The sequence below is a fragment of the Streptomyces sp. SAI-127 genome (assembly GCF_029894425.1).
Taxonomy (GTDB): domain Bacteria; phylum Actinomycetota; class Actinomycetes; order Streptomycetales; family Streptomycetaceae; genus Streptomyces.
In genome coordinates this window covers 9,424,739-9,451,646 of record NZ_JARXYJ010000001.1, presented here as the reverse complement: position 1 = coordinate 9,451,646, position 26,908 = coordinate 9,424,739, and the positions used below count along the sequence as shown (strand labels likewise).

The 26,908-nt window shown below is 72.6% G+C and carries 24 protein-coding genes and 2 pseudogenes; 12 read left to right on the top strand and 14 right to left on the bottom strand.

The annotated features are described in order from the left end of the window. The first annotated feature begins 216 nt into the window (after positions 1 to 216). Entirely contained in the window at positions 217 to 2,298 is a 2,082-nt protein-coding gene (locus M2157_RS43255; protein WP_280867916.1) for a SpoIIE family protein phosphatase, read from the top strand. Between the two features lie 206 nt (positions 2,299 to 2,504). Here M2157_RS43255 and M2157_RS43250 read toward each other — a convergent pair whose 3' ends face one another. Further along, the gene (locus tag M2157_RS43250; protein WP_280867915.1) at positions 2,505 to 3,752 is read right to left on the bottom strand and encodes an MFS transporter; all 1,248 of its coding nucleotides are present in this window, start codon (positions 3,750 to 3,752) and stop codon (positions 2,505 to 2,507) included. Between the two features lie 133 nt (positions 3,753 to 3,885). Between M2157_RS43250 and M2157_RS43245 the strand changes: the two genes are divergently transcribed. Beyond that, entirely contained in the window at positions 3,886 to 4,812 is a 927-nt protein-coding gene (locus M2157_RS43245; RefSeq protein ID WP_280867914.1) for a LysR family transcriptional regulator, read from the top strand. Here M2157_RS43245 and M2157_RS43240 read toward each other — a convergent pair. Then, positions 4,809 to 5,600 (bottom strand): putative protein N(5)-glutamine methyltransferase, encoded by a 792-nt coding sequence (locus M2157_RS43240; RefSeq protein WP_280867913.1) that lies wholly within the window; start codon positions 5,598 to 5,600, stop codon positions 4,809 to 4,811. The genes M2157_RS43245 and M2157_RS43240 overlap by 4 nt on opposite strands. Positions 5,601 to 5,817: 217 nt before the next feature. Here M2157_RS43240 and M2157_RS43235 point away from each other — a divergent pair, with 217 nt between their 5' ends. Then, the gene (locus tag M2157_RS43235; RefSeq protein WP_280855689.1) at positions 5,818 to 6,246 is read left to right on the top strand and encodes a MarR family winged helix-turn-helix transcriptional regulator; all 429 of its coding nucleotides are present in this window, start codon (positions 5,818 to 5,820) and stop codon (positions 6,244 to 6,246) included. A gap of 6 nt (positions 6,247 to 6,252) precedes the next feature. Here the strand turns inward: M2157_RS43235 and M2157_RS43230 are convergent, their stop codons facing one another. Both M2157_RS43230 and M2157_RS43225 read right to left on the bottom strand, forming a co-directional pair. Then, positions 6,253 to 6,963, bottom strand: a complete 711-nt coding sequence (locus M2157_RS43230) for a GNAT family N-acetyltransferase (protein WP_280867912.1) — start codon at positions 6,961 to 6,963, stop codon at positions 6,253 to 6,255. Beyond that, complete coding sequence (locus M2157_RS43225) at positions 6,960 to 7,886, bottom strand: NADP-dependent oxidoreductase (protein WP_280867911.1); 927 nt, start codon at positions 7,884 to 7,886, stop codon at positions 6,960 to 6,962. Before M2157_RS43225 ends, M2157_RS43230 begins: the two co-directional genes overlap by 4 nt. 171 nt (positions 7,887 to 8,057) lie before the next feature. On the opposite strand from M2157_RS43225, the gene M2157_RS43220 reads away from it, so the two are divergent. The 3 genes from M2157_RS43220 (at position 8,058) to M2157_RS43210 (ending at position 10,093) form a co-directional block, all read left to right on the top strand. Next, the gene (locus M2157_RS43220; protein ID WP_280867910.1) at positions 8,058 to 8,663 is read left to right on the top strand and encodes a sulfite oxidase-like oxidoreductase; all 606 of its coding nucleotides are present in this window, start codon (positions 8,058 to 8,060) and stop codon (positions 8,661 to 8,663) included. After that, positions 8,656 to 9,408 (top strand): ferredoxin reductase, encoded by a 753-nt coding sequence (locus M2157_RS43215; RefSeq protein ID WP_280867909.1) that lies wholly within the window; start codon positions 8,656 to 8,658, stop codon positions 9,406 to 9,408. Before M2157_RS43220 ends, M2157_RS43215 begins: the two co-directional genes overlap by 8 nt. A 100-nt stretch (positions 9,409 to 9,508) precedes the next feature. Next, complete coding sequence (locus tag M2157_RS43210; protein WP_280855696.1) at positions 9,509 to 10,093, top strand: hypothetical protein; 585 nt, start codon at positions 9,509 to 9,511, stop codon at positions 10,091 to 10,093. A gap of 220 nt (positions 10,094 to 10,313) precedes the next feature. Here M2157_RS43210 and M2157_RS43205 read toward each other — a convergent pair whose 3' ends face one another. Next, positions 10,314 to 11,672, bottom strand: a complete 1,359-nt coding sequence (locus M2157_RS43205; protein ID WP_280867908.1) for an 8-oxoguanine deaminase — start codon at positions 11,670 to 11,672, stop codon at positions 10,314 to 10,316. A gap of 106 nt (positions 11,673 to 11,778) precedes the next feature. On the opposite strand from M2157_RS43205, the gene M2157_RS43200 reads away from it, so the two are divergent. Beyond that, the gene (locus M2157_RS43200; RefSeq protein ID WP_280855698.1) at positions 11,779 to 12,747 is read left to right on the top strand and encodes an acetylxylan esterase; all 969 of its coding nucleotides are present in this window, start codon (positions 11,779 to 11,781) and stop codon (positions 12,745 to 12,747) included. A gap of 97 nt (positions 12,748 to 12,844) precedes the next feature. Then, positions 12,845 to 14,011, top strand: coding sequence for a serine hydrolase domain-containing protein (locus tag M2157_RS43195; protein WP_280867907.1), 1,167 nt, complete (start codon positions 12,845 to 12,847; stop codon positions 14,009 to 14,011). A gap of 21 nt (positions 14,012 to 14,032) precedes the next feature. Here the strand turns inward: M2157_RS43195 and M2157_RS43190 are convergent, their stop codons facing one another. Together M2157_RS43190 and M2157_RS43185 are read right to left on the bottom strand one after the other, a co-directional pair. Next, complete coding sequence (locus M2157_RS43190; RefSeq protein ID WP_280867906.1) at positions 14,033 to 14,797, bottom strand: class I SAM-dependent methyltransferase; 765 nt, start codon at positions 14,795 to 14,797, stop codon at positions 14,033 to 14,035. Between the two features lie 5 nt (positions 14,798 to 14,802). Further along, complete coding sequence (locus M2157_RS43185; protein WP_280867905.1) at positions 14,803 to 15,366, bottom strand: PadR family transcriptional regulator; 564 nt, start codon at positions 15,364 to 15,366, stop codon at positions 14,803 to 14,805. Positions 15,367 to 15,434: 68 nt separating this feature from the next. On the opposite strand from M2157_RS43185, the gene M2157_RS43180 reads away from it, so the two are divergent. Beyond that, positions 15,435 to 15,842, top strand: a complete 408-nt coding sequence (locus M2157_RS43180) for a nuclear transport factor 2 family protein (protein WP_280855703.1) — start codon at positions 15,435 to 15,437, stop codon at positions 15,840 to 15,842. Positions 15,843 to 15,904: 62 nt separating this feature from the next. On the opposite strand, the gene M2157_RS43175 is transcribed toward M2157_RS43180, so the two are convergent. The 4 genes and pseudogenes from M2157_RS43175 to M2157_RS43160 all read right to left on the bottom strand — a co-directional run bounded on the left by M2157_RS43175 (position 15,905) and on the right by M2157_RS43160 (position 19,628). Then, positions 15,905 to 17,344, bottom strand: a complete 1,440-nt coding sequence (locus M2157_RS43175; RefSeq protein ID WP_280867904.1) for an MFS transporter — start codon at positions 17,342 to 17,344, stop codon at positions 15,905 to 15,907. A 50-nt stretch (positions 17,345 to 17,394) separates the two neighbouring features. After that, positions 17,395 to 18,625: pseudogene (locus M2157_RS43170) on the bottom strand (RNA polymerase sigma factor). Continuing rightward, the gene (locus M2157_RS43165) at positions 18,622 to 18,963 is read right to left on the bottom strand and encodes a YciI family protein (protein ID WP_280867903.1); all 342 of its coding nucleotides are present in this window, start codon (positions 18,961 to 18,963) and stop codon (positions 18,622 to 18,624) included. The pseudogene M2157_RS43170 and the gene M2157_RS43165 overlap by 4 nt, the downstream one beginning before the upstream one ends. Continuing rightward, positions 18,960 to 19,628: a YciI family protein gene (locus M2157_RS43160; RefSeq protein WP_280867902.1), complete on the bottom strand. Its 669-nt coding sequence runs from the start codon at positions 19,626 to 19,628 to the stop codon at positions 18,960 to 18,962. The genes M2157_RS43165 and M2157_RS43160 overlap by 4 nt, the downstream gene beginning before the upstream one ends. Positions 19,629 to 19,764: 136 nt before the next feature. Between M2157_RS43160 and M2157_RS43155 the strand changes: the two genes are divergently transcribed. The 3 genes and pseudogenes from M2157_RS43155 to M2157_RS43145 all read left to right on the top strand — a co-directional run. After that, positions 19,765 to 20,592 carry a class I SAM-dependent methyltransferase gene (locus M2157_RS43155; protein ID WP_280867901.1) on the top strand — a complete coding sequence of 276 codons (828 nt, stop codon included), beginning with the start codon at positions 19,765 to 19,767 and terminating at the stop codon, positions 20,590 to 20,592. A 240-nt stretch (positions 20,593 to 20,832) separates the two neighbouring features. Beyond that, entirely contained in the window at positions 20,833 to 21,969 is a 1,137-nt protein-coding gene (gene rho / locus M2157_RS43150) for a transcription termination factor Rho (protein WP_280855708.1), read from the top strand. 109 nt (positions 21,970 to 22,078) lie between these two features. Continuing rightward, positions 22,079 to 22,963: pseudogene (locus M2157_RS43145) on the top strand (serine hydrolase); the annotation flags it as partial. A 35-nt stretch (positions 22,964 to 22,998) separates the two neighbouring features. Here the strand turns inward: M2157_RS43145 and M2157_RS43140 are convergent. The 3 genes from M2157_RS43140 to M2157_RS43130 all read right to left on the bottom strand — a co-directional run bounded on the left by M2157_RS43140 (position 22,999) and on the right by M2157_RS43130 (position 26,791). Continuing rightward, positions 22,999 to 24,363: a glycosyltransferase 87 family protein gene (locus tag M2157_RS43140; RefSeq protein ID WP_280855709.1), complete on the bottom strand. Its 1,365-nt coding sequence runs from the start codon at positions 24,361 to 24,363 to the stop codon at positions 22,999 to 23,001. Beyond that, the gene (gene mptB, locus M2157_RS43135) at positions 24,360 to 25,763 is read right to left on the bottom strand and encodes a polyprenol phosphomannose-dependent alpha 1,6 mannosyltransferase MptB (protein ID WP_280867900.1); all 1,404 of its coding nucleotides are present in this window, start codon (positions 25,761 to 25,763) and stop codon (positions 24,360 to 24,362) included. Before mptB ends, M2157_RS43140 begins: the two co-directional genes overlap by 4 nt. Before the next feature lie 98 nt (positions 25,764 to 25,861). Continuing rightward, on the bottom strand, positions 25,862 to 26,791 hold the full coding sequence (locus M2157_RS43130) for a glutaminase (protein ID WP_280858917.1): 930 nt from the start codon (positions 26,789 to 26,791) through the stop codon (positions 25,862 to 25,864). Between the last annotated feature and the right edge of the window lie 117 nt (positions 26,792 to 26,908).

The following is a 26,908-nucleotide window of genomic DNA, read 5'->3' as shown; positions in this document are numbered from 1 at the left end:
GACAGTCTGGCGCCCTCAGGTGGTCATGTACAGGCCAATCGAATGAACAAGCGGTCTTCGTCACCCCGTCGGACTTCACCGGACGCGCGCCCCCGTGTTGAGGGATGGTGGAAGAACACGACCGCGTGGTCACGGAGACGGTTGAGCGCGGTAGAACAAGGGGAGTCGGCACGGGGGTACGGCGTGCCGCGAGGACGGTCTAAGGCGGTTCGTGCAATGGGTGCAGCCGGAATACCCGCGGCCGAGGGCGCAGAGCCCCCGCGTGGGGCGGTACGGCCGAGCGGGCTGCTCGACGAGTTGGGCATGGCCTCGGTGGTGCTGGACGCCCGGGGGCACATCGTGCTGTGGAGCCCGCAGGCCGAGGAGCTGTTCGGCTACACCGCGCGGGAGGCGCTGGGGCAGTACGCGGCGCATCTGATGATCCACGAACAGCATGCCGACCTGGTCGTCAAGCTGTTCGCCGACGTCATGGAGACCGGGCAGAGCTGGGCCGGCGCCTTCCCCGTCCGGCAGAAGGACGGCGGCACCAAGCTGGTCGAGTTCCGCAACATGCGGCTGCTGGACGACCACGGGGACGTCTACGCGCTGGGGCTGTGCGCCGACCAGCAGACCGTGCGCCGGCTGGAGCGGGACGTGGCGCTCTCGACGCGCATGGTCTCGCAGTCCCCGATCGGGCTGGCCGTGCTGGACACCGAGCTGCGGTACGTCTCGGTGAATCCGGCCCTGGAGCAGCTGAACGGTGTGCCGGCCGAGGAACACGTCGGGCGGAAGATCGGCGAGGTCCTGCCGCATCTCGACGTGGCCGCCTTCGAGGCCGCCGCCCGCGAGGTGCTGCGCACCGGCACACCGCTCGTCGACCAGCACACGGTCGGTTACACGCCCGCGGACCCGGACAGGGAGCACGCCTGGTCGGTCTCGCTGTACCGCCTCGAGGACGCGCTGGGGACCGTCCTGGGCGTGGCGGGCTCGGTGCTGGACGTCACCGAGCAGCATCTGGCGACCGTCGAGGCGGAGACGGCCCGGCGCCGCCTCGCGCTCGTGGCCGACGCCTCCGCCCGTATCGGCACCACCCTCGACCTGGACCGCACCGCCCGTGAGCTGGCCGACGTGGCCGTGCCGGAACTCGCGGACGTGGCGGCCGTGGACCTGCTGGAGGCGGTGGTGCAGGGCAGACCCAGCACCCTCGGCCCCGCCGAGCCCGCCGTGATGCGTCCCCTGGCCGTCGACGCGGCCGGTGCCCCCGAGGTCCTGAGCGCGGCCGATCCGCCCGGGCAGGTCGCCCGTTACGCCCCCGAGCGCCTGGTCACCGAGTGCGTACGCACGGGAAGCCCCGTCCTGGTGGCCCAGGTCGGGCCCGACGACCTCGCCCGTATCGCCCGCTCACCGGAGGCGGCCGCGCTGCTGGCCGAGGCCGGCGTGCGCTCCTATCTGGCCGTGCCGCTGATCGCGCGCGGCGAGGTGCTCGGCGCCCTCGACCTCAAGCGCGTCCACAATCCGGAGCCGTTCGGCGAGGACGACCTGCTGCTCGCGCGGGAGCTGGCGGCCCGCGCGGCGGTGCAGATCGACAACGCCCGCTGGTACCAGGACGCCCGCAACACCGCTCTCACCCTGCAGCGCAGTCTGCTGCCCAGCCACCCCTCCGTGACCGGCGGCCTCGAGGTCGCCTCGCGCTACCAGCCCGCGGGCGCCACCGCCGAGGTCGGCGGCGACTGGTTCGACGTGATTCCGCTGGGTGAGGGCAAGACCGCCCTCGTCGTGGGTGACGTGATGGGCAGCGGCATCACCGCCGCCGCGACCATGGGCCGGCTGCGCACCGCGACGAACACCCTGGCCTCCCTCGACCTCGACCCGGCCAAGCTCCTCGAACACCTCGACCGGATCACCGAGGACCTGGACCACTCCATCGCCACCTGCGTCTACGCCGTGCACGATCCGCGGCTCGGACAGTGCCGGATCGCCAACGCCGGGCACCTGCCTCCGGTACGGCTGCGCCCCGGCCGCCCGCCCGAACTGCTCGAACTGCCCACGGGGGCGCCGCTGGGCGTGGGCGGTGTCGCCTTCTCCACGACCACCGTCGACCTCGCACCCGGCGACCGGCTCGTCCTGTACACGGACGGTCTCGTCGAGACCCGGCAGCATCCGCTCGACGAGCGTCTGGACGCACTCCTCGACCTGCTCGACAGCCCCGACGGTCCGCTGGAGGAGGTCTGCGACCTGCTGCTGCGCACACTGCACCAGCCGGACAACTCCGACGACGTGGCGCTGCTGATCGCACGGGTGCAGACGCCTGTGACCTGACGGGGTCTGCGGGGTGGTGCCGTGCACGGCGAGGAGATCGACGGCGACCGGTGAAGAGCGACACCAGGGTGGTCCGCGACGGCACCTCCGGGACGCGGGGCGACACGGTCTTGGTGACCGGCAGCCTCACCGAGGCCACCAGGACCGCTGCCCAGGTCTTCACCGGCACCTGGGAGAACGCCCCGGCACGGCAAGGGAGACCGGCGTCAGGGGGACCCGGCGGAAGAGTGCAGGGCGTCCTGACTCGCCTCGGGCACGGCGGCGGGCCGCCGGGGCAGCAGGAGCGGGGTGGCCAGTAGCAGCAGCCCGGCCAGCGCGATCGCTTCACGGGTTCCGGTGAAGGTGGCGAGCACACCCCACAGGGCGGTCAGGGCCGCGGTGGTCAGCTTGCCTGTGACCGACCAGGCGGAGAGCGTGCGGACCAGACGGTCCGTCGGCGTCGTCTCCAGCCGGAAGGTGGAGAACACCGGGTTGAAGACCGCGCAGGAGGTGATCACCCCGAGCTCGACGGCCATCACGAGCAGCAGCCCGGCGGCACCGGGGCCGACGAAGGCCAGGCCGAGCGGCCAGCACGCGCGCAGGACGCCCGAGGTGAGCAGGACGCGGTGCCGTCCGAACCGGGCGACCAGCGGGCGCGCGATCCGTGAGCCGAGCAGGCCCCCGAGACAGGGCACCGAGAAGGCGAGGGCGTAATGCCAGGGGGCGAAGCCCAGCGGGCCGAGCATGAGGACGGTCAACAGCGGCACCGGCACCATGATCAGGGCGTTGACCAGGACCGTGTTGAAGAACAGCGGGCGCAGGACGGGACTGGCCAGGATGTACCGCCAGCCCTCCAGGAGGGACCCCTTCGCCGCCCCGGTGGGCGCCGGCCGTGGCTCGCCGCCACCGATCGCCCGGATCCCCAGCGCGGACAGCAGATAGCTGACGGCGTCGGCCAGCAGGGTCGTCACAGGACCGAAGAGCCCGATGGCGGCACCGCCGAGGGGAGGCCCGATCACGATGGTCGTCCAGTTCGTGGCCTCGAACCGCCCGTTGGCGATCAACAGGTCGTCCCCGCCGACGAGGGACTTGAGGAAGGCTCCCGAGGCGGCGCCGAAGGTGATGTCGGCCGCCGCCACGACCACCGACACGGCCAGCAGCTGGACGAAGCTGAGCACACCGAGCACGTATGCGGCGGGCACGCTCAGCAGGGCGGCGAACCGGACGAGGTCCATTGCGACCATCACCGGTCTCTTGCGGCGGAACTCCACCCAGGGTCCGAGCGGCACCGCCACCGCGGCCCCGACCGCGAGTCCCACGGCCGCCAGTGCGGACACCGCGGCAGGGCCGGAGTGCAGCACCAGGACGGCGATCAGCGGGAAGGCGCCGAACGACAGCGAGGTGCCGAACGCACTGACCGCGTAGGCCGCCCACAGCCACCCGAACCGCCGCCCCAGCGACCGCTTCCCGTTCACGCCCGAAACCCCCTCGTCGACAACCTCACGTTGACCGACGCCATCCAAGCGAGTGCCGGGCCCGCAGATCAAACAACCGCGGCACCTGCAGCCCACAACCCGCGGTTGTGGCATGACGGTCTAGGCTTCCGGCATGGATCTCGACGCCGTACGCACCTTTGTCGCCGTGGCGGACGCGGGGCGGTTCCAGGAGGCCGCCGACCGGCTGACGATCACCCAGCAGGCCGTGTCGAAGCGGGTCGCCGCGCTGGAGAAGGACCTCGGGGCGCGCCTGTTCACCCGCACGCCGCGCGGTGCCCGGCTCACCATCGACGGACAGGCGTTCCTGCCCCACGCCCGCGAACTGCTCCGGGCCGCGGAACGGGCGGCCGCTTCGGTGCGGCCGGGCAGCCGGGCCCTGCGCGTCGACGTGATCGGCCGCCGCCTCGCGCCGGCCGAACTGCTGCGCGCCTTCCACCGCACGCACCCCGACATCGAACTCGACGTCGTCACCCTCTTCGACGCCGACGCGGCCGTCGCCGCACTCCGGTCCGGCACGATCGACGCCACCTTCCGCGCGGTCCCGCATTCCGCGGGACAGTCGGCCGACGACATCGAGTCCGTACGGGTCTACGACGAGCCGGTCCAACTGCTCACCGGCCCCGGCCACGCGCTCGCGGGAGCCCGCTCGGTGGAGCTCCCCCGACTGGCCGGGCACCGCATCTGGATGCCCGGCCTGGTCACCGGAACCGAGTGGGGCACCTACTACGACGACCTCGCCGCCGCCTTCGGCCTCACCATCGAGGTCACCGGCCCCGACTTCGGCACCGACCCCCTTCTCGACACCATCGCCGACTCCTCGGCCCTGGCGACCCTCGTCGGCGAGCTGACCCGTCTGGTCTGGCCGTCCGGCCAGGACCTGCGCCGCATCCCGGTGCACGGGCCCACGCCGGTCTACCCCCACTCCCTGATCTGGCGCGCCGACAACGCCCACCCGGCACTCGCCGCCCTTCGGGCGCACCTGCACGCCACCCGGCCGGAACCGCCGGGCGTGGGGACGTGGGCACCTGGCTGGGCCTAGGCCCAGGTGCCGATCACGACGTGGGCGTAGTGCTCCTCGGAGACCGCGAGGCGGGGTGTCAGGCCGCTGCGGGTGAAGGCGTCGACGGCGGCGGAGGCCTGGCGTTCGCTGGTCTCGACGAGGAGGCAGCCGCCGGGGGCGAGCCAGTGAGGGGCTTCGGTGGCGACGCGGCGCAGGATGTCCAGGCCGTCCGCGCCGCCGTCGAGGGCGACCAGGGGCTCGTGGTCGCGGGCCTCGGTGGGCAGGAGGGCGACCTCGTCGGTGGGGACGTAGGGGACGTTGGCCGCGAGGATGTCCACACGGCCGCGCAGGTCGGCGGGGAGGGCGTCGAAGAGGTCGCCGGTGTGGGCCCTGCCGCCCGCGTCGGCGGTGTTGCGGCGGGCGCAGTCCACCGCGGCCGGGTCGATGTCGGCGGCGTGCAGCTCGACCGGGCCCAGCGCGGCGGCGAGCGCGGCGCCGACCGCACCCGAGCCGCAGCACAGGTCCACGACGACGGAGGCGTCCGGCGCCTGGGCGAGGGCCTGTTCGACGAGGAACTCGGTGCGACGGCGGGGGACGAAGACGCCGGGGCCGACGGTGATGCGCAGTCCGCGGAACTCCGCCCAGCCGACGACGAGTTCGAGGGGGTGTCCGGTGACCCTGCGGTCCACCATGCCGGCCAGTTCGTCCGGGGTGCGGGCGGCGGCGAGGATCAGGCGTGCCTCGTCCTCGGCGAAGACACAGCCCGCGGTGCGGAGTGCGGCGACGACGGAGTCGGCAGAGGTGAAGCGGGGAGAGAGTGAAGGCATGGAAGCCGAGAGCCTTTCGGGAGCCGAAGGGTGCTCCCGCGGTCACCTACGGGCGGTGATCCGCGCCGATTCGAGGAGAGAGCACCCGATCTGACACAGCGTCGATGGGTCTCACCTCCTTGGTCCCGCACGGCTGGGACCGCCCTCAGCCGGAGCGCCACCCTACCCCAGAACGGCACGAGTTGTACTCTGCAACCAGTACTGCGAGGGAGGTCCGGTGGAAGCAGCAACGGCCGTGGAGACGATCCAGCGCGAGATGACGGTCTTCGCGCGACGGGCCCGGGCCTCGGCGGGCCGCCTGCATCCCGAGCTGTCGCTGGTGTCGTACACGCTCCTCGGGCATCTCGAGGAGCGCGACGGCTGCCGCGCCACCGACCTGGCCGCCCACTACGCCCTGGACAAGTCCACGGTGAGCCGCCAGGTCGCCGCTCTGGAGCGGGCCGGTCTCGTCGAACGGCGCCAGGACCCGGAGGACCACCGGGTCCAGGTGCTGCATCTGACCGAGGCGGGTCGGCACATCCTGGGCCAGGTCACCGTGAGCCGCCGCGCGGCCGTCGGCGAGCGGCTCGCGGACTGGTCGCCGGAGGACCTGGAGCGGTTCGCCGGGTACCTGGTGCGTTACAACGCCTGGCCGCAGTCCGGCTGACGGGGACTAGGACACCGTCTCCGGCAACCGCTCGGGCACCCGTGCGGCGAGGAAGGCGGTGGTGCGCCGGAGCCGGAAGCCGAGGGACTCGTAGAGCCGGATGGCACCGGTGTTCTTCGCGCCCGTGTGCAGGAACGGGGTCTCGCCGCGCTCGCGTATGCCGTGCGCGACGGCGAGGATCAGCCGGGTCGCGAGACCCTGGCCGCGGACTCCGGCGTCGGTGCAGACCGCGCTGATCTCCGTCCAGCCGGGCGGGTGCAGCCGTTCCCCCGCCATCGCGACGAGGGCGCCGCCCCGGCGTATGCCCAGGTAGGTGCCCATCTCTATGGTGCGGGGCAGGAAGGGTCCCGGCCGGGTCCGTTCGATCAGGTCGAGGATCTCGGGGACGTCGGCGGGGCCGAGCCGGACCGCCTCCGGGTCGGGTGCGGTGGTGAGGCCGTCGTCCACCAGCTGGACGCCCTCGACGTGGAACGTGATCTCCCAGCCCTCCGGGACCTGTCCCGCGTAAGCCGTCAGCGGTACCTCTGCGCCGGGGCCCGCGAGCGCCGCGAGGTCGGCCCAGTCGCCGTCGTCGGGCTCGTCGGGCAGGGCCAGCCACGGCGAGACGTCGACGGGGTAACGGAGGACCCGGCCGCGCTTCTCGGCGAAGTGGGCGTGCGGGCCGGTCAGGGAGGCGAGGGCGGGGTTGTCGAGGACGTGCGGGGCGCCGGCGGTCATCGGGCGACCTCGATGACCGTCTTGCCGCGGGCATGGCCTTCCTCGACCGCGCGCAGCGCCTCGCCGGCACGGTCGAGGGGAAACGTTTCGGTGATGTGCGGGTCCAGGTCGCCCTTGAGCACGAGCCGCGCCAGCTCCTCCAGTACGGCCGCGTCGCGGGCCCTCGTCACGCGGGTGCCGCCCAGCCGCCGCACGTCCTCCTCCGGGGCGCCGGCGGTGATCAGCCTCGTCCGGTCGGTGAGCAACTCGGCGGCCTCGGCGAGCACTTCGCCGCCGACGAGGTCGTACACCCCGTCGATGCCGTCCGGCGCGGCCGCCCGGGCCCGCTCGGCCCAGGCCGGCCCGGAGGAGACGTGCTCGGCGCCGAGCGACTCGACGAAGTCCTTCTTGCCCTCGCTCGCGACGCCGACCACGCGAAGCCCGAAGGCACGGGCGATCTGCACGGCCGCCGCGCCGACTCCCCCGCCCGCGCCGGTCACCAGCAGCGTCGCGCCCCGGGGCAGATCGAGCTGGCGGACCCCGTCGTAGGCGGTCGCGGCGGCGACGGGCAGGGTGGCGGCGGCCACGTGGGACAGTTCGGCGGGCTTGTGCGCGGCGATCACGACCGGCACCAGGGTGTACTCGGCGTAGCCTCCGCTGAGCGTGTTGCCGAAGACGTCGTCCCCGACCGCGAACCCCTCGACATCCTCGCCGAGCTCCGCCACGACACCGGAGACCTCGCTGCCGAGCACCGCGGGGAAGGCACGGTCACCGCTGTCGCCGGGGCGCCGGTAGCCCGAGCGGATCTTCCAGTCCACCGGGTTCACGCCCGCCGCACGGACGGCCACCAGGAGCTGACCGGGTCCGGGGCTCGGCCGGTCCACGTCCACGAACGCCTCGGTCTCCGGTCCGCCGTACCGCGTGAAGACGTACGCCTTGGGCATCTGCTTCCTCGCTCTCCTCGCACTGTCACCGGGACACCGTCCCGGCACTCCAGCGCCAAGGAGCGGCGCGCGACGGCTATTCCCGGCCCCGCCCAGTGTTCATACGGCCGCAATGATCGGGGCACTGACCTGGGACGGAGCAGGGTGCGGCGACAGCGTACGGTTTAAGGCATGAACGTCACCCGAGGCTTCACCGGACGCCCCCGCGCCCAGAACACCGGGCTCCCGCCGGGCCAGTACGACGCGGGCGACGACTGGCCCGTGCTCTCCGCCGAGGTCACGCCGGACCTCTCGCCCGCCGACTGGACGTTCCGGGTGGACGGACTGGTCGAACAGCCGCGCACCTGGGACTGGGACGAGGCGCACTCGCTGCCCGCGTCGGCCTACGAGGGCGACATCCACTGCGTGACGAGCTGGTCGAAGTTCGGGGTGCGGTTCGCGGGTGTGTCGCTGGACGCGTTCCTGGCTGTGGTCCGGCCCCATGGGTCCGCCACCCATGCCGTCGCGTACTCGCACACCGGGTACACCACGAACCTGCCGCTCGCGGACCTGACCGGCGGGCGGGCGTGGATCGCGTGGGAGTACGACGGGAAGCCGCTGCCCGCCGAACACGGCGGGCCGGCGCGGCTGCTGGTGCCGCACCTGTACTTCTGGAAGAGCGCCAAGTGGGTGGCGGGGCTGACGCTGCTGGATCACGACGAGCCGGGTTTCTGGGAGCAGAACGGCTATCACGCGCGGGGCAACCCGTGGGAGGAGCAGCGGTACTCCGGTGACTGAGACCTTCGCCCCCGTCACGCGGTTCGCGGTGCCAGGACGTATCGAGGTGAGCAACCGCGCCGCCGAGTGGCAGACCGCCACGCTCACCGAGGTCCGCCGCGAGACCCCGTACGCCGCCACGTTCCGTTTCGCGGTGCCCTCCTGGCAGGGGCATCTGCCCGGCCAGCATCTGATGCTGAGGCTGACCGCCGAGGACGGCTACACGGCCCAGCGCCACTACTCGATCGCCTCCCCGCCGGAGGACTCCGGGCACATCGAGCTGACCTTGGACCGTGTCGAGGGCGGTGAGGTCTCGGGGTGGTTCCACGAGGTGGCGGAGCCCGGTGACGAGGTCGAGGTGCGCGGGCCGCTCAGCGGGTTCTTCGCCTGGCCCGGCGACCGGCCCGCGCTGCTGATCGGGGCCGGCTCCGGGGTCGTACCGCTGATGTCGATGGTGCGGCACCACCGGGCGCGAGGGCTGTCCGTGCCGCTGCGGCTGCTGGTGTCGGCGCGCAGCCCCGAGGAACTCATCTACGCGCGGGAGTTGGGCGCCGAGACGATCCCTGTGTTCACTCGGAGCGCTCCCCAGGGGGTGCCGGTGGGACGTATGGCGGCCGCACATGTGGCGCCGCTCCTGGCTGCGCAGCCCGAGGGTGGGTGGGAGGCTTATGTGTGTGGATCCAACGCGTTCGCCGAGCACGCCTCGCGGCTGCTGGTGGAGGCCGGTCAGCCGGTGGACCGTATCCGGATCGAGCGCTTCGGCTGACGGTGGTGCGCATGTGCGCTCCCCCACAAGTGAACGACGCGGATGGAGGGGTACTACATCTGTGTGACCACTCGCAGGCGGGCGTGGTGCGGAGGTCGACATGCGAACCCGGGTGCGCGGCTGGCGCTGGCGGCGTAATCCGCTCAGGCGCCGGTCGGACGTCGTCGAGGCGTGGACGGTGCTGGCCGTCACTGCTCTGATGCTGCTGGGTGCCCCGCTGGTGGGCGCGGTCGTGGGCTGGTGGGCCCATGACGACGCCCGTGCGGTGGCGGCCGCGCAGCGCTCCGAACGCCACCGGGTCCGCGCGGAGGTCGTCGGCAGGGTCCCGGACTCGCTGCCCACGGTCCAGGGCGGCCGGGAGCGCTCCTACCGGGTGACCGTGCGCTGGACGGAGGCCGGTGGCGCCGCGAAGACGGCCACCGCCCGGGTCCCGACGGGTACCGACCAGGGCGAGAAGGTCGACGTGTGGTTCGACTCCCGGGGCCGGAGCGTGGCCCCGCCGCCGGACGAGACCGCGGTCTGGCAGCACACGGTGACGATGGGTGCCTGTGGCGCGGGCGCCGCGATCGCGGTGATCCTCCTCGGCCACACACTCGTCCGCGGTGCGGCGGCCCGCCACCGGCTCGCCGAGTGGGAACGGGACTGGGCTCTCACCGAACCACTGTGGACCCGCCGCCGGGCCTGACCGAGCGGTCCGGGCCGGCTCCCTCACGTCCTCACCGACGGCCGACGCCTACGCCCCCTGCTGCATCCGGCGCGCGATCGTCCCGTGCGTACGCAGCGCGTCCGTGAGCCCCGGCAGCACGGGTTCACCCCGCTCCACGAGGATCCGCCCGCCGACCACCGTGATCCAAGCGCCGGGCCGGACCGAGCACGCCCGGCCGGCTCCCTCGGACGGCCGACGCCTACGCCCCCTGCTGCATCCGGCGCGCGATCTTCCCGTGCGTGCGCAGCGCGTCCGGGAGCCCCGGCAGCACGGGTTCACCCCGCTCCACGAGGATCCGCCCGCCGACCACCGTGGTCCAGGCGCGGGCCGGACCGCAGCGCAGCCACGCCTCCACCGGGTCGGTCAGCGCGCCCGCGAGCGCCACCTCGTGCAGGTCCCAGACGACCAGGTCGGCGCAGGCCCCCGGGCGCAGGTGACCGATCTCGTCCGCGCGGCCCAGACAGCGCGCCGAGCCGCTGGTCGCTAGGTCGAGCGCGTCGCGTGCGGTCATCGCGCCGGGTCCACCCCGGTAACGGCCGAGCAGCAGCGCTCCCCTGGTCTCCATCCAGAGCGAGGCGTGGTCGGTGGAGGCCGAACCGTCGCAGCCGATACCGACCGGCATCCCGAGCTCGCGCATCTCCGCCACCCGCGCGGTCCCCCCGCCGATGAGCATGTTGGAGCTCGGACAGTGGGCCACGCCGACACCCGCGGCCGCGAGGCGGCGCAGCTCGGCGTCGTTCGGGTAGATGCAGTGCGCGACCCAGGTGCGCTCACTCATCCAGCCGGTCTCCTCGAAGTACTCGACGGGCCGGCAGCCGTACGTCTGAAGGCAGTAGGTGTCCTCGTCGCGGTCCTCGGCGAGGTGGGTGTGCAGCCGGACGTCGTGGCGCTCCGCGAGTTCGGCGGTCGCCGTCATCAGCTCCTTGGTGACGGAGAACGGGGAGCAGGGAGCGAGGGCGACCCTGATGAGCGCGCCCGGCGAGGCGTCGTGGTGCGCCTTGATGAGTCGCTCGCTGTCGGCGAGGACCTCCTCGTCGGTCTGGGTGACGCTCCGCGGCGGGAGCCCGCCGTCCTCCACCGAGCGGGTCATCGAACCCCGCGTCGCGTGGAAACGGAAGCCGATGTCCCGCGCGGCACGGATCTCCGCGTCCACGAGGTGGGGGCGCGGATGGACGTAGAGATGGTCCGAGGACGTCGTACAGCCACCCATGAGCAGCTCGGCCATGCCGACGTACGCCGAGACGTAGGCGGCCTCCTCGTCGAGAGCGGCCCACAGGGGGTAGAGGGTGGTCAGCCAGTCGAAGAGGGAGCCGTTCACCGCGGGGGCGTAGGAGCGGGTGAGGTTCTGGTAGATGTGGTGGTGCGTGTTGACCAGGCCCGGGGTGACGAGGCGGCCGGCCGCCGAGAGGGTCGTCCGGGCCTCGGGCTCGGTGCCCGCGGTGCCGACTGCGGTGACCCGACCATTCGCGACGGCCAGCCAGCCGCCGGCGATCTCCCGCTCCCCGTCCACGACCAGCAGTCCGGCGTCCTTGACCAGCAGATCCACGGCTGTCGACATGGCGTCATGGTAGCCAGCCGGTGCCGCAAAAGGCCTGGCGAGTCGTCCGACCACGCACGTACGGTGTGATCATCCGGCACTGTCCCTTTCGCAAAGGCGGTCCTACATGGCCCTGTTCGACCTCCCCATCGACGAGCTGCGCGAGTACCGCAGCGAGTCCACCGAGCCCGAGGACTTCGACGCGTTCTGGTCCAAGACCCTCCAGGAGGCCCGCGAGTTCGACCTGAACGCCCGCTTCGACCTCGTCGACACCGGCCTGACCACGGTCAAGGTGTACGACGTGACGTTCGCCGGGTTCGGCGGCCACCCGGTCAAGGGCTGGTTCACGATCCCCGCCGAGGTCTCCGCCCCGGTGCCGGTGGTCGTGGAGTTCATCGGGTACGGCGGCGGGCGCGGTCTGCCGCACGAGCATCTGCTGTGGGCGTCGACGGGCCGGGCGCACTTCGTGATGGACACCCGGGGTCAGGGCAGTGCCTGGGGCGGCGGTGGCGGCACCGCGGATCCGGTGGCCGGCGCGCCCGCGTACCCCGGGTTCATGACGCGGGGCATCGACGCGCCCGAGAACTACTACTACCGCCGGGTGTTCACGGACGCGGTGCGTGCGGTGGAGGCGGCCCGTTCACACCCGCTGACCGACCCGGCACGCACGGTCGTGCTCGGCGGCAGCCAGGGCGGGGGCATCTCGATCGCGGTCGGCGGCCTGGTCCCGGATCTGGCGGCGGTCGCCCCGGACGTGCCCTTCCTGTGCGACTTCCCGCGCGCGGCGACCGTGACGGACCGTCACCCGTACCGGGAGATCGGCCTCTATCTCAAGACGCACCGCGGCCGCTTCGAGGACGTCCTCGGCACCCTCGCCTACTTCGACGGCGTGCACTTCGCGAGCCGCGGCCGTGCGCCGGCGCTCTTCTCTGCGGCCCTGGAGGACCAGACCTGCCCGCCCTCCACCGTCTTCGCGGCCTTCAACGCCTGGGGCCACGACGACAAGGCCATCGAGGTCTACGACTTCAACGACCATGAGGGCGGCGGCCCCTACCAGGAGGCGGCGAAGCTGGGCTGGCTGCGCTCCTACGCCTGAGTCCTGCCGGATGCCTTCCACCCAGTCCGACCAGTCGGTATGTTCTGGGAGCCCGGGTCGCGTCGCGGCCCGGGCTTCCGGCGACGACGGAGGGCCCATGTCCGAGCACCAGCCACTTGTCCACGGCCACTGCGACGAGCGCTTCATGGCAGTGCGCACGGCGTTCGAGGAGAACTTCCGGGACCGTGCCGAGCTGGGCGCAGCGGTGAGCGTCATGGTCGGCGGCGAGATGGTCGTGGACCTGTGGGGCGGCTGGGCCGACGCGGCCCGCACCCGCCCCTGGGAGCGCGACACGCTGGTCAACGTGTGGTCGACGACGAAGGGCCCGACGGCCCTGTGCGCCCACATCCTCGCCGACCGGGGCCTGCTCGACTTCGACGCCCCGGTGGCCGCCTACTGGCCGGAGTTCGCCGCCGCGGGCAAGGAGAAGGTCCTGGTACGGCACCTGCTGTCGCACCGGGCCGGGCTGTCCGGGCTGCGCGAGCCCCACTCCCTCGCCGAGCTCTTCGACTGGGAGCTGACGACGGAGCGGCTCGCCGCGATGGAGCCCTGGTGGGAGCCGGGCACGGTGTCCGGGTACCACGCGTTCACGTACGGCTTCCTGGTCGGGGAGGTCGTCCGGCGGGTCTCGGGGCTGCTGCCGGGCGCCTTCCTGGAGCGGGAGGTGACGGGGCCGCTCGGCATCGACTTCACCATCGGACTGCCGGAGAAGGAGGCCGGGCGGGCCGCCGAGCTGGTGCATCCGCCGGCCGCGTCGGCAAGCGAACAGGCCGCGATCTTCGCCCAGTTGGCGCCCGCGGCGATCGCCGCGCTGGCCAACCCCGGGGCGGGAGCGGCGGAGGCGAACACGCCCGAGTGGCGAGCCGCCGAGATCCCCGCCGCGAACGGCCACGGCACCGCCCGGGCCGTCACCGCGCTCTACGGGATCTTCGCGGGCCGCGGTGCCCACGACGGCCACCGGGTCCTGTCCCCCGAGGCCGCCGAGCGGGTCCGCGAGAGCCAGGGCAGGTGCCGCGACCTGGTCCTGGGCGCGGGACTCGGCAGCGATACGGAGCTCGGGCTCGGCCTGTGGCTCAGCGGGCCGAACGGCTCGTACGGGCCGAATCCGCAGGCCTTCGGACATGACGGCTTCGGCGGATCCTGCGGTCTGGCCGATCCGGAGGCGGGGGTCTCACTGGGCTATGTGATGAACCGGATGGGTCCTCACATAGCCGACGATCCCCGGAAGATGGCGCTGATCGACGCGTTGTACAGCGTGCTGTGACGGCGGGACGTCCGCGAGGGTTCACGACGGCCCGGACAAGGTGGGCATCCGGGCCGCCTGGACCGGACGCCTCGCCACGACCATCCGGACCCGTGGGCTGCCGTCCCGGCGCACGCCGAACTCGGGCAGGGCGTACAGCTCCACCCGGAGGCCTGCCCCTTCCAGTTCCCGTCGTACGTCCCCCAGCCGGAAGTCCCGGTAGTACATGACGAACGGCGGTCGCCAGAGGGCGTTGCGCACCCGCATCGCGGCGTCGAAACCGAGGAGCGTCCAGTAGGCGGGAGACGAGGGGCGGGGCGGGGCGACGACCGGGAAGGCGAAAGTGCCGCCCGGCCGGAGCACCTCGCGGGTCTGGGCGAACAGGCCGGGCAGTTCGGCAGGCAGGAAGTGGCCGAAGGCTCCGAAGCTCACGACGAGGTCGAAGGAGGCGGGGGCGAACGGCAGGGCGCGCGCGTCACCCCGTACCCAGGACACCCGCGGCCCCCCGGACCGCGTCCGCTGTCGGGCCACGTCGAGCATACCGGCGCTGAAGTCGACCCCGGTCACGCTCTCCCGGCAGACCCGGGTCAGCACCCGGGCTCCGGCGCCGGTACCGCAGCACAGGTCGAGCCCGGCGTCGAAGGGGCCCATGCGGCGCAGCGCGGACGCGACGGCGTCCAGCACCGAGTCCGGCGTACGGAAGGGGGTGTGGTCGAACTTGGGGGCGAGCAGGTCGTAGCCGCGCTCGACGGACGACAGCGCCTGCACGGCGAGTTCACGGAGGCTGGGGCCTTCTGGGCTGAACATCCGCGTCAGCTTAGGGGAGCGCGGCGTTTCAGAATGGCAAGAGCGCGCTCGCACCAGCGGATGACGTCCGTTTCGAGGGTGATTCCGCCCATGAGCGTGAGGTAGGGGCCGATCCGGTCGGCCTCCGCGAGATATCGCTCTTCGGTGCGGCCGTCCAGAAGCCTCTCCCGTAGACGCTCATAGCGGGCGAGTTTCCCACGCGCCCAGGACATGCGCTCCTCGACCAGCGCCCGGGTGGCCTCGGGGTCGACGCCGTCCATGGCCTGGATCTTGATCAGGAACTCGTCACGGAGGGCGGCCGGTCTGCGGGGCGGTTCGGCGGCGAACGCGCTCAGCTCGCATCGGCCGGTCTCGGTGAGGGTGAACAGCCGCTTGTTGGGCCTGCGTTCCTGCTGCACCACGCGAGCCTCGATCAGCCCGTCCTGCGCCAGTCGTTCCAGCTCGCGGTAGAGCTGCTGAGGTGTCGCGGGCCAGAAGTTCGCCAGCGAGACGTCGAAGGACTTGGACAGTTCGTAGCCCGAGGCCTCGCCCTCCAGCAGGGCCGCCAGGACGGCGTACTTGAGCGACATATGGACACGCTAGCAGCAGGTGATTAATCTACTCCACACCTACTCAACAAATTGACTATGGAGGCTCGATGCGAGCGTTCCGAGAAGCAGTCGAAGCCGGTGACCTCGACGCCGTGGAGGCCTTGCTGGCCGAGGACGTGGTCTTCACGAGTCCGGTGGTGTTCAAGCCGTATGAGGGCAAGGCCATCACGGCGGCGATCCTGGGCACCGTCATCAAGGTCTTCGAGGACTTCCGCTATGTGAGCGAGCTGAGCAGCGAGGACGGCCGCGACCACGCGCTGGTGTTCGCGACCCGGGTCGGCGAACGGGCGCTGGACGGCTGCGACTTCATCCACCTCGACGAGAGCGGCCTCATCGACCGGCTGATGGTGATGGTCCGTCCGCTGTCGGGCGCACAGGCTCTGGCGGCGGCCATGGGGGCGCGGTTCGAGCAGATCGCGAAGGAGGCGGAGGCACGGTCCGCGTCCGCTTCCTGAGCTGAGGGCTCCTGCTCTCACGCGCCGGTCAGGGCGAGCGCACCCGTGCCCGGTGAAGGCGATCACGAACGCACTCGACGGCGCGCGACGTCGGCTTTCGGCAGGGGCTCCGCGGTCCGGCTCCGCGGCGCGCGCAGCAGCACCAGCGCGCAGCCGATGCCGGCCACCGCGAGCGCGACACACGCGGTGAACGCCGCCTGATAGCCCGCCGTCAGGGCCGCGAGCCGCTCGGTGCCGACGGTGTGCGACACGCTCGCGGAGGTGACGACGGCGACCCCGAAGGCGCCGCCGATCTGGAACGCGGCCGTCTGGATGCCGGAGGCGACTCCCGAGTCCCGCTCGCCGACGCCGGTCAGGGCGGCGATGGACCCGGCGACCGCGCAGGCCCCGACGCCCGGTCCGAAGAGCAGCAGCGCGGGGAGCAGGTCGCGCAGGAAGCCGCCGCCCACCGGCACCCCGGACAGCAGCAGGGCGGCGAGTGCGGACAGCGACAGTCCGCCCACGGCGACGGGCCGGGCGCCGATCCGGGTGACCAGGGCCTGTCCGGCGTACGACCCGACGACCGCGCCCAGCGGCATCACGACGTTGGCGAGGCCGAAGCGCAGCGGGGACCAGCCGAGGACGCCCTGGCCGTACTGGGACAGCGTGTACGACATCCCGAAGGCGGTGGCACCGAGCAGGAACACGACCAGGTTGGCGCCGCTCACCGTCCGGGAACGCAGCAGGCGCAGGGGGACGAGCGGGGCCGCGGCTTTGGACTCGGTACGCAGGAAGACGAGGGCGAGGACGACGGCGAGGGCCAGCAGGCCCGTCGTCCGCGGCGACAGCCATCCGGCGCGGGGTGCCTCGACGACGGCGTACACACAGGCGACCAGGGCGCCGGTGGCGGTGAGGGCGCCGATCGGGTCGAAGGAGCGGGTGCGCGCCTCGGTGCGGCTCTCGCGCAGCAGCAGCGGGCTCAGGGCCAGCATGGCCAGGGCGACGGGTGCGTTGAGGAAGAAGACCCACTGCCAGCCGAGGACGTCGGTGAGGGGGCCGCCGATCAGCAGGGCGGCGGTGGCGCCGAAGCCGCCGCTGCCGGACCACAGGGCGAGGGCCTTGTTGCGCTCGGGGCCCTCCTCGAAGGTGTTCAGCAGGATCGACAGCGCGGTGGGCGCCATGACGGCGGCCGAGACGCCCTGCACGGCACGCGCGCCGACCAGCACGGCCGCGGTACCGGCGAACCCGCACAGCAGCGAAGAGAGCCCGAACAGCAGCGTGCCGGTCATGAAGACCCGGCGACGGCCCAGCAGGTCCGCGACCCGCCCGCCGAGCAGCAGCAGTCCGCCGAAGCTGAGCAGATAGGCACTCATCACCCATTGAGCGCCGCTCGCGGAGAAGCCGAGGCCGTCAGCGATCGACGGCAGGGCCAAGACGACGATCTGCGCGTCCAGGATCACCATGAAACCGGCGACACAGAGCAGACAAAGGGCGTACCAGCGGCGGGAGTCGGCGGCGGTCATGGGGGCCTCCGGTGTCTCGGGGCTGCCTTCACCCCACCGACGAACGGCAGCTACGGGGATCGACACTCCCCGAGGCGTTTTTCGAGGAAGTGCCGCTCGGCGTCGTTCTCCACCAGCTCCAGGGCCCGCTCGTACGCCTGCGCCGCCTCGGTCGTACGGCCGCTGCGGCGCAGCAGGTCGGCGCGCGTGGCCGGCAGCAGGTGGTAGCCGCTCAGCTCACCCTCCCGCTCCAGTTCCGCGACCAGCGCCAGTCCCGCCTCCGTGCCCTCCGCCATGCCGACGGCCACCGCACGGTTGAGGCGGACCACGGCCGAGGGCACGAAGCGGACCAGCTCGCCGTAGAGAGCGGCGATGTCGGCCCAGTCGGTGTCCTCGGCCGTGGCGGCGGTGGTGTGACAGGCGGCGATGGCGGCCTGGATCTGGTACGGCCCGGGACGGCCGCGGCGCAGCGCGGTCTCCAGCAGGGCGGCGCCCTCGTCGACCTCGGCGTGGTCCCACGCGGTGCGGTCCTGCTCCTCCAGCGTCACCAGTTCACCGTCCGCGTCCACGCGGGTCTCGCGGCGGGCGTCGTGCAGAAGCAGCAGCGCGAGCAGACCGAGGGCCTCGGGTTCGTCGGGCATCAGCCGGGCCAGCACGCGGGCCAGCCGGATCGCCTCCGCGCACAGGTTCCGTCGTACGAGATCGGCCCCCGAGGTGGCCGCGTACCCCTCGTTGAACAGCAGATAGATCACGCCGAGCACGCCGGTCGTGCGCTCGGGCAGGAGGTGGGCGGGCGGTACGCGGTAGGGGATGCCGGCGTTGCGGATCTTCTTCTTGCGCGCGCACCAGGCGCTGTGCCATCGTCGCCTCGGGGACGAGGAAGGCGCGGGCGATCTCCGGTGTGGTCAGGCCCGCGAGGGTGCGCAGGGTCAGGGCCACCCGGGCCTCGATGTGCAGCGCGGGGTGGCAGCAGGTGAAGATCAGCCGCAGCCGGTCGTCCTGGACACCGCTGTCGTCGTACGGCTCCTCGGGTGCCGTGAGCATCGCCGCCTCCCGTAGTTTCCGTGCCCCGACCGCCTCCCGGCGCAGCACGTCCATGGCCCGGTGGCGGGCGGTCGTGGTGAGCCAGGCACCGGGGCGGCGCGGGACGCCGTCGCGCCGCCACCGGTCGAGGGCCTGGGCGAAGGCGTCCTGCGCGCACTCCTCGGCGAGGTCCCAGTCGCCGGTCACCCGGATCAGGGTGGCGACGACCTGGCCCCACTCCTCCTGGAAGGCGGCTGCGACCGCGTCCTCAGCATTCACTCCCACACTGGCCGTACTTCCACCGAGCCGCCCCCGAGCACCGCCGGATGCCGGGACGCGAGGGAGATCGCCTCGTCCAGATCGGCGACCTCGATGAGGTCGATGCCGGCGATGTACTCCTTGGACTCGATGAACGGCCCGTCGGTGAGCAGGACCTCGTCGCCCTGGACGCGCACGGTGGTGGCGTCGGAGGCGGGACGCAGACGGGCGCCGCCCTTGACGAGGTCGCGGCTGCGGACCTCCTCGATGTAGGAGGAGAAGCGGGGGTCGTCGGCGATCTCGGCGGGGCTCAGTTCCTCGCCGCCGACGGGGGTGCAGATCAGCAGGGCGTACTTCATGACGTGGCCTCCGTGACGTGTTCGTGGACGATCAGCCAGCGCGGCCCGGCGTTGCGGTAGCCGGTGGTGACGCGCAGCAGGTTTCCGTCGCTGCGGATGAGGGCGTGGCCGAACGCGATGCTCTCGTCGACGTGGACCCGGAACTCCAGTACCTCGCGGGTGACCGGCCCGGTGGACGCCTCCGTCAGAGCCTTGCGGAGCGCTTCGGCGCCCCTGTGGTGCCGGCCCTGCGCCACGATCTCCGCGTCCGGCGCGTAGCAGGCGACCGTCCGCTCGACGTCCCCGGTGCGGGCCGCGTCCGTCAGTTCGGCGTCGAGGCGGCGGATCTCCCCCTCGGCGTCCTCGTCCTCCCAGAACGGCCGCACCTCCATCGCGCCGATCGTGGCCACGGGGTGCTTCGCGGCCGCCTCGACCGCCTCCTCCAGGCTGTCGCACTCCAGGATGTCGAAGCCGGCGACGTACTCCTTGGTCTCCGCGAACGGCCCGTCGGTGCGCAGTACTTCACCGCCGCGCACCCGCACGGTGACCGCGTCGGCGGGCAGCGCGAGCCGGTGCCCGTGCCGCCGTACGCCACGGTCGCCGAGTTCCTCGACCCAGGGTTCGACGGGGGCCATGCCCGAGGCGTCGTTGGTGTCGTCGCCGCAGACGAGCAGCATGTACTTCATGGATCCTCCCGGTCCTCATGAGCTTCCTACACCCACCCGACGAACAGGACCGACTCGAATCGACACCCGACGCGCACGAAAAATGAGGGACCGGAGATCCGGCGCGTCGCGGCCCGGTTCGCGGTTGGATGGTGCCATGACGTCCGACGAGCAGGCGCGGCTGATGCGGGCCAACCAGGCCAACTGGGACGCCCGCACCCCCGTCCACCTCGCCAGCCGGTTCTACGGCCTCGACCAGGACCTCGATCCCGAGCGCTGGTTCGCCGCCTTCGAGTGGGAGGACCTCGGCGACCTCGCCGGCCGTGACGTGCTCCACCTCCAGTGCCATCTCGGCACCGAGACTCTCGCCCTGGCCCGCCGCGGCGCCCGCGCCGTGGGGCTCGACTTCTCGGAGGCGTCGGTGGCGGCCGCGGCCGGCATCGCGGCGCGGGCGGGCGTGGCCGTCGAGTACGTGCAGGCGAACGTCTACGACGCCGTGGAGGCGTTGGGCGGGCGACGCTTCGACGTCGTCTACACCGGCAAAGGCGCCCTGTGTTACCTCCCCGACCTCGAGCGATGGGCAGGCGTGATCGCCCAACTGCTGCGTCCGGGCGGCCTGTTGTACGTCGTCGAGTTCCATCCGCTGCTCAACTCGCTGGGCCCGAAGCCCGCACCGGGCGAGGGACCCGAGCTGCTGCTGCGCCACGACTACCTGGGTGGCGAGGGGCCCGTGCACCGGGACGCGACCCACACCTACACCGACGGCCCGCCCGTCGAGGGGGCCACCGAGAGCTACGAGTGGATGCACGGAATAGGTGAGGTCCTGGGCGCGTTGACGGAAGCGGGACTGAGTGTCCGGCGGCTCCGGGAGAGCGAGGAGCTGCCGTGGCCCCGCTGGCCCCACATGAACCGCACGCCGTCCGGCTGGTGGCGGCTTCCCGAGCCGCGGATCCCGCTTCTCTACGGACTTCTGGCCCATCGCTGACAGTCGCGTGCTATTCTGCCGACAGCACTTGTGTACGCCCTGCTGTGGGCGCCGGTGCCAGTTCCTCCTCAGTTCGCCGGTCGATGTACCGGCTTCTCCTCACCATCTCGTGATCAGTGGCCCTGCCACACCCGAGGTGCTGTTTCCCGCCGCCGAAGGCGCTGTCCGCCTTCCCTCTCGCGGCTTCCCCCCTTCCTTCCGCATGTCCCATGCCTTCCGTCCTCGAAAGGACAGACCACCATGACCACCACTCTCGAACACCCTCCAGTCCAGCAGCAGCCCCCGGTCCGGGCCGTCACCGGCGTTCTCGACATCGACGCGAGCGGGAAGGGCCACCTTCGCGCCGCCGGCCTGCTGCCCTCACCCACCGACCTCCAGGTCTCCCCCGCGCTGATCCGCAGGTTCGGCCTGCGCAAGGGGGACCTCGTCGACGGGGTGCGCGGCACCCAGCGCGCCCTCACCGAGGTCGCCCGGGTCAACGGCCGCACGCCCGGCAGCAACCGCCGGGCCTTCCGGGACCTGACTCCGCTGCACCCGCGCGAGCGGATCCGTCTCGAACACCCGGCGTCCGGCCTGACCGGGCGGGTCGCCGACCTGATCGCACCCGTCGGCAAGGGCCAGCGCGGGCTGATCGTGGCCCCGCCCAAGACCGGAAAGACCGTACTGCTCCAGCAGATCGCGGCCGCCGTCGCCGGCAACCACCCCGAGTGCCGCCTGATGGTGGTACTGCTCGACGAACGCCCCGAGGAAGTCACCGACATGCGGCGCTCCGTGCGCGGCGAGGTGTACGCCTCCACGTTCGACCGCACGCCCAAGGAGCACATCGCGCTCGCCGAGCTGGTGATCGAACGGGCCAAGCGGCTCGTCGAGGCCGGCGAGGACGTCGTGATCCTGCTCGACTCCCTGACCCGGCTGTGCCGGGCCCACAACAACGCGGCCCCCGGCAACGGCCGCACCCTCAGCGGTGGCGTCGACGCCACCGCGCTGATCGGGCCGAAGAAGTTCTTCGGCGCCGCCCGGCTCGCCGAGGAGGGCGGCTCGCTCACCATCCTCGCCACCGCCCTGGTGGAGACCGGCTCGCGCGCCGACGACTTCTACTTCGAGGAGCTCAAGAGCACCGGCAACATGGAGCTCCGGCTGGACCGCGAGCTCGCCTCCCGGCGCGTCTTCCCGGCCGTGGCCATCAACCCGTCCGGCACCCGCCGCGAGGAACTCCTCCTGCCCCCGGCCGAGTTGGCGACCGTGCACGGTCTGCGCCGGGCACTGCAGAGCCGGGACGGACAGGCCAATCTGGAGACCCTCCTGGAGCGCATGCGCGAGACGCCGGACAACGCGACGTTCCTGCGCCGGATCCAGCCGACACTGCCCACCGGCTAGCCCGCGCACTCCGCGACACGCCGGGCAAGCGTGCGGCATCCGGGTGCTCGTGGCCGCCCCACGGCCCGGCCAGCGCGGTGGAGGGCCAGTCCGTTCCTAGCTTTGCGGTATGACTATCGGATTTCCCTCACGGTTTGCCGTCTCGGCCTGCGCACTGTGCATGACGGGACTGCTGGTGTGCGCCCCGGCGACGGCGGCCGCGCGCACGGGCTCCGACCCAGCCGCGCCCGGCGGACCAGGGGCCGCGGCCGCTTCGCCCGACCTGCTGTACCACTCCGGCACCCAGGTCCGGCCGCACCGGGACGCGCCCCGGGTCCCGGACGTGTCCGCGCTGTCGTGGGTGGTGGCCGACGCCCACAGCGGGGAGGTCCTCGCGGCGCACGACGCCCACCGCAGGCTGCCACCGGCCAGCACGCTCAAGACCCTGTTCGCCCTGACCGTCCTGCCGGTGCTGCCCGGCGGCCTCCGGCACACGGTCGGTGCGGAGGACCTCGCGGGCATCGGCCCCGGCAGCAGCCTCGTCGGGGTCGCCCAGGGGCGGACCTACCAGGTAGCCGACCTGTGGCGCGGGGTCTTCCTCAACTCCGGGAACGACGCCGTGCACGTGCTGGCCCGGCTCAGCGGCGGCTGGCGTACGACGGCCACCCGGATGCAGGCCAAGGCGCGCGCCCTGGGCGCCCGAGACACCCACGTCCGCTCCCCCGACGGCTACGACGCCCCGGGGCAGGTCTCCTCCGCGTACGACCTCGCGGTCTTCGGCCGGGCGGGGCTGCGCAACGCGGACTTCGCGCGGTACTGCGGCACGGCCGAGGCGAGGTTCCCCGGCCGGGGCGGATGGTCGTACGGGATCCGGAACACCAACCGGCTGCTGACCGGCGCCGACGGGGTGGAGCCCTATGACGGGCTGATCGGGATCAAGAACGGCTACACGAGTCAGGCCGGCAACACGCTCGTCGCCGCCGCCCGCCGGGGCGGCCGGACGCTGGTCGTAACGGTGATGAACCCACAGTCGGGCGGTGGCTTCGCGGTCTACGAGGAGGCGCGCCGGCTGCTCGACTGGGGGTTCGGCTCGGCCGGGCGGGTGGATCCGGTGGGCTCGCTGGACGCGCTGCGGGCGAGACCGAGACCGCGGCCGGGGCCCGAGGCCGTACCGGTCGCGGCGGCGGTCGCACCGGACGATGACGACGGGCCGGGCTGGCTGGAGACCTGGGCCATCCTGGGCGCCGCCGGAATCGGTGCGGGGTCGATGGCCGTGGCGTTGGGGTCCCGGGTCGGGCGTTCGGCTCGCGGCTGACCGACGGGCAGCCACAGCAGCAGGCCGAGGGTGATCCAGGTGTAGGTGTTGCTGCCGAGGAAGCCGTCGATGCCCGACGCGTCGTCGAACCACAGCCACACCACGCTGGTGCACAGCACGGCGTACAGGGCGCCCGCGATCCGCAGGTGCCCGGTACGCACGAGCACGGCGAAGGAGGGCAGCAGCCACACCAGGTGATGCACCCAGGTGATCGGGCTCACCAGACACGCGGTCAGACCGGTCAGCGCGAACGCGGCCGCCCAGTCCCCCGCCACCACGGCCCGCCGGCCCCGTACGGCCCACACGCCGAGGGTCAGCACCACGGCCACCGCCCAGACCGCGCGGTCCGGTTCGCCGAGCCGCGCCAGGATGCCCTGCAGCGACTGGTTGGAGACATAGTCGAGGCGGCCCACCCTGGTCGTGTCCCACATGGCGTCGGTCCAGTAGAAGCGCGAGGCGTCCGGGGCCACGACGGCCGCGAACCCCGTCGCAGACAGGGCCACGACCGTGGCGACCGCCGCCGCGCGCCAGCGCTTGGCGACCAGAAGCAGGCCGATGAAGAGGGCCGGCGTGAGCTTCACCGCGGCGGCCAGACCGATACCGACACCGGCCCGGCGTCCCCGGCCCGTCGCGAGCAGCCACGCGTCGACCAGGACGAGCGCCAGCAGCAGGAGGTTGACCTGGCCGAAGCTGAAGGTGTCGCGCAGCGGTTCGAACAGTGCGAGCACGCAGGCGCCGAGAGCGCAGCCGTACCAGCCGTGCCGCCGCCAGGCCCGGCCGGTGAGGAGGCGCACGACGACGGCCAGTGCCGCCAGGTTGAGCAGCAGGCCCACCGCGATCGCGGTGCGCAGGTCGAAAAGGGCCATCGGGAGCATGGCCACGGCCGCGAACGGCGGGTAGGTGAAGCCGTACGTCGTCCCCGGCACCCGGTAGTCGTAGAGCCGTCCGCCGTGGTGGACCCAGGTGTCGACGGCTCCGTGGTAGACGCGCAGGTCGAACCAGTCGCGCAGGAGCGGCACGGTCGCCGTGAAGGCGGTGACGGCTGTGACGGCGGCGAGGACCAGCAGCAGTCGGCCGCGATCCGTGGTCGGCGCCCTCATGCCGTACGCCCCGTCACCGGGGCCTGGGCCGTCTGGTGGGCCTGGACGAGCACGACCAGGGCGAGGACGCCTCCGGAGACGGCGAGGACGAGTTGCCCGGCGTCGGCCGGGCCGCCGCTCGGGAGGGTGGCGAGCGCGAGCACGCCCGTCACGGCGGCCACCCGGTGCCGTACCGAGGCGCTGGGCGCGGCAGCCGCTATCAGGAACAGTCCCCACAGGGCGTACCAGGGGCGGATCGCCGGGCCGAGGGCGGCGACGGTGGCGAGGCTCAGGCCCAGGGCGTAGACCGGGCGCGGGCGAAGGCGCAGCCATATGTGGCCGATGACGGCGACGGCGGTCACGACGCCGAGGGCGTGCCAGGCCGGGACGGCCAGCGGGGCCAGGTCGCTGCCGAGACGTTCCAGCAGGGCTCCGGTGGCGCGGCCGAGAAGGCTGGTGAGGGCCCAGTTCCCGGATGACACGGGGGTGTCGAGGGCGCCGATCCAGCCGTAGCCGGTGCCCGCGACGGCCGTGGCGGCGACCGTGGTGGCGGCTGCCGAGACGACGGCCGTCAGGACGGCCCTCGCCGGGTGGTCACCGGCCCGGATCCGCAGCACGACGATCGCCGCCAGCCCCAGGGCGGCGGGCGCCTTGACCAGCGCGGCGAGCGTCACGAGGACCGCGCCCAGGATCGGCCACCGGCCAAGGGCGGCCACCAGGCCGAGGCCGAGCAGACCGAGCATCACGGCGTCGTTGTGGGCACCCGCGACCAAGTGGAGCAGCACGAGCGGGTTGAGGGCACCGAGCCAGAGCGCGGCGGCCGGATCCGCGCCGCTGTGGCGGGCCAGGCGCGGCAGGACCGCCGCCATCAGAGCCACGCCGAGCAGGGCGACGAGCCGCATCCCGAGCAGACCGGCCGGGAGTTCGCCGTGGGACGCCTTGGCCAGCGCGGAGGCCACGCCGAGGAACACGGGGCCGTACGGGGCGGCCGTGTTGCGCCACATCGGGGCGACCTCGTCCGCGAGGGGACCGCCGAGCAGGGCCGGGCCATGGCTGTAGACGTCCATGTGGGCGTCGGCCATGGCGCCTTGGGCGAGGTAGCTGTAGACGTCCCGGCTGAACAGGGGCGGTGCGAGCAGCAGCGGGACGGACCAGATGACGAGGACGGCCATGAGCTCGCGCGTGCCGGGCCGCTTGTCGGGGCTGCGCACCAGGCGGCCGAGGAGGAGCCAGGCCGCGATCAGCAGGACGACGCCGAAATAGGCACCGACCAGGCCGAGTGCCGCTTGGGGCGAGGCAGGGGTGAGGAGTTCGCGGACGGGCAGAGCCCCTGAGGTCTCACCACCTGCGGCGAGGAAGGCGGTGCCGACCAGACCGAGGATCTGGCAGCGACGGAGATCTACGGGAACCTTGGCCAACACATCGGCAGCGTGTCAGTTTCGGGTGGCTGGAAGGCGACGAGGTGACGACCGGGGTATGACCGGTGCGTGGTCGGGTCCGGGATGCGCTCACCCGCTTCTCAGAACACCGAGAGACCCGTCAGCGTCGTGAACCGGTCCAGAGCCGCCACCCCCGCCACGGAGTTGCCCCGCTCGTCCAGACCCGGGCTCCATACGCACAGCGTGCAGCGGCCCGGGACCACCGCGATGATGCCGCCGCCCACACCGCTCTTGCCGGGCAGGCCCACGCGGTAGGCGAAGTCACCCGCCGCGTCGTACGTCCCGCAGGTCAGCAGCACCGCGTTGACCTGCTTGGCCTGGCTCTGGGTGAGCAGTCGCGTGCCGTCGGCGCGCACGCCGTGCCGGGCCAGGAACGTGGTGGCCAGGGCGAGATCGGCGCAGGAGGCCCGGAGGGAGCACTGCCGGAAGTACTGGTCGAGCAGGACCGGGACCGGGTTGCCGATGTTGCCGTACGACGCCATGAAGTGGGCCAGGGCGGCGTTGCGGTCGCCGTGCGCGGACTCGGAGGCGGCGACCTCCTTGTCGAAGTCCAGGGCGGGGTTGCCGGACTCCGAGCGGAGGAAGGCGAGCAGTTCGCCGGTCGCGTCGCCGGTACGGGTGTGGAGGCGGTCGGTGACCACCAGCGCGCCCGCGTTGATGAACGGGTTGCGCGGGATGCCGTTCTCGTACTCCAGCTGGACCAGGGAGTTGAAGGGGTTGCCGGAGGGCTCACGGCCCACGTGCTCCCAGAGTTGGTCGCCCTCGCGGGCCAGGTTCAGGGCGAGGGTGAAGACCTTGGTGATGGACTGCGTGGAGAACGGCTCCCGCCAGTCGCCCACCCCGTACACCGTGCCGTCCAGCTCGGCCACGGCCATGCCGAAACTGCGCGGGTCGCAGGCCGCGAGCGCGGGAATGTAGTCGGCGGGCCGGCCGCGGCCGGGGGTCCGTTCGATCTCGGCGGCGATGCGCTCCAGGACCGGTTGGAACTGCGAGGACATGAGCGTCATCATGCCGCACGCCTGTCTCGCGAGCGTCTCCGGGTCTCCGCCGGCGGTACCGGCAGGAGGCCAATCAGGCATGTCTTGAACCGAACTCCGCGTGCTGGCCCGCTGATCCCGGCCTCACAC

Bases quoted from the DNA above. Each gene is read 5' to 3' on its own strand.
- M2157_RS43255 (WP_280867916.1), top strand. From the start codon at position 217: ATGGGTGCAGCCGGAATACCCGCGGCCGAGGGCGCAGAGCCCCCGCGT.
- M2157_RS43245 (WP_280867914.1), top strand. From the start codon at position 3,886: ATGGATCTCGACGCCGTACGCACCTTTGTCGCCGTGGCGGACGCGGGG.
- M2157_RS43240 (WP_280867913.1), bottom strand. From the start codon at position 5,600: ATGCCTTCACTCTCTCCCCGCTTCACCTCTGCCGACTCCGTCGTCGCC.
- M2157_RS43230 (WP_280867912.1), bottom strand. From the start codon at position 6,963: ATGACCGCCGGCGCCCCGCACGTCCTCGACAACCCCGCCCTCGCCTCC.
- M2157_RS43225 (WP_280867911.1), bottom strand. From the start codon at position 7,886: ATGCCCAAGGCGTACGTCTTCACGCGGTACGGCGGACCGGAGACCGAG.
- M2157_RS43220 (WP_280867910.1), top strand. From the start codon at position 8,058: ATGAACGTCACCCGAGGCTTCACCGGACGCCCCCGCGCCCAGAACACC.
- M2157_RS43210 (WP_280855696.1), top strand. From the start codon at position 9,509: ATGCGAACCCGGGTGCGCGGCTGGCGCTGGCGGCGTAATCCGCTCAGG.
- M2157_RS43205 (WP_280867908.1), bottom strand. From the start codon at position 11,672: ATGTCGACAGCCGTGGATCTGCTGGTCAAGGACGCCGGACTGCTGGTC.
- M2157_RS43200 (WP_280855698.1), top strand. From the start codon at position 11,779: ATGGCCCTGTTCGACCTCCCCATCGACGAGCTGCGCGAGTACCGCAGC.
- M2157_RS43195 (WP_280867907.1), top strand. From the start codon at position 12,845: ATGTCCGAGCACCAGCCACTTGTCCACGGCCACTGCGACGAGCGCTTC.
- M2157_RS43190 (WP_280867906.1), bottom strand. From the start codon at position 14,797: ATGTTCAGCCCAGAAGGCCCCAGCCTCCGTGAACTCGCCGTGCAGGCG.
- M2157_RS43185 (WP_280867905.1), bottom strand. From the start codon at position 15,366: ATGTCGCTCAAGTACGCCGTCCTGGCGGCCCTGCTGGAGGGCGAGGCC.
- M2157_RS43180 (WP_280855703.1), top strand. From the start codon at position 15,435: ATGCGAGCGTTCCGAGAAGCAGTCGAAGCCGGTGACCTCGACGCCGTG.
- M2157_RS43175 (WP_280867904.1), bottom strand. From the start codon at position 17,344: ATGACCGCCGCCGACTCCCGCCGCTGGTACGCCCTTTGTCTGCTCTGT.
- M2157_RS43165 (WP_280867903.1), bottom strand. From the start codon at position 18,963: ATGAAGTACGCCCTGCTGATCTGCACCCCCGTCGGCGGCGAGGAACTG.
- M2157_RS43160 (WP_280867902.1), bottom strand. From the start codon at position 19,628: ATGAAGTACATGCTGCTCGTCTGCGGCGACGACACCAACGACGCCTCG.
- M2157_RS43155 (WP_280867901.1), top strand. From the start codon at position 19,765: ATGACGTCCGACGAGCAGGCGCGGCTGATGCGGGCCAACCAGGCCAAC.
- rho (WP_280855708.1), top strand. From the start codon at position 20,833: ATGACCACCACTCTCGAACACCCTCCAGTCCAGCAGCAGCCCCCGGTC.
- M2157_RS43140 (WP_280855709.1), bottom strand. From the start codon at position 24,363: ATGAGGGCGCCGACCACGGATCGCGGCCGACTGCTGCTGGTCCTCGCC.
- M2157_RS43130 (WP_280858917.1), bottom strand. From the start codon at position 26,791: ATGATGACGCTCATGTCCTCGCAGTTCCAACCGGTCCTGGAGCGCATC.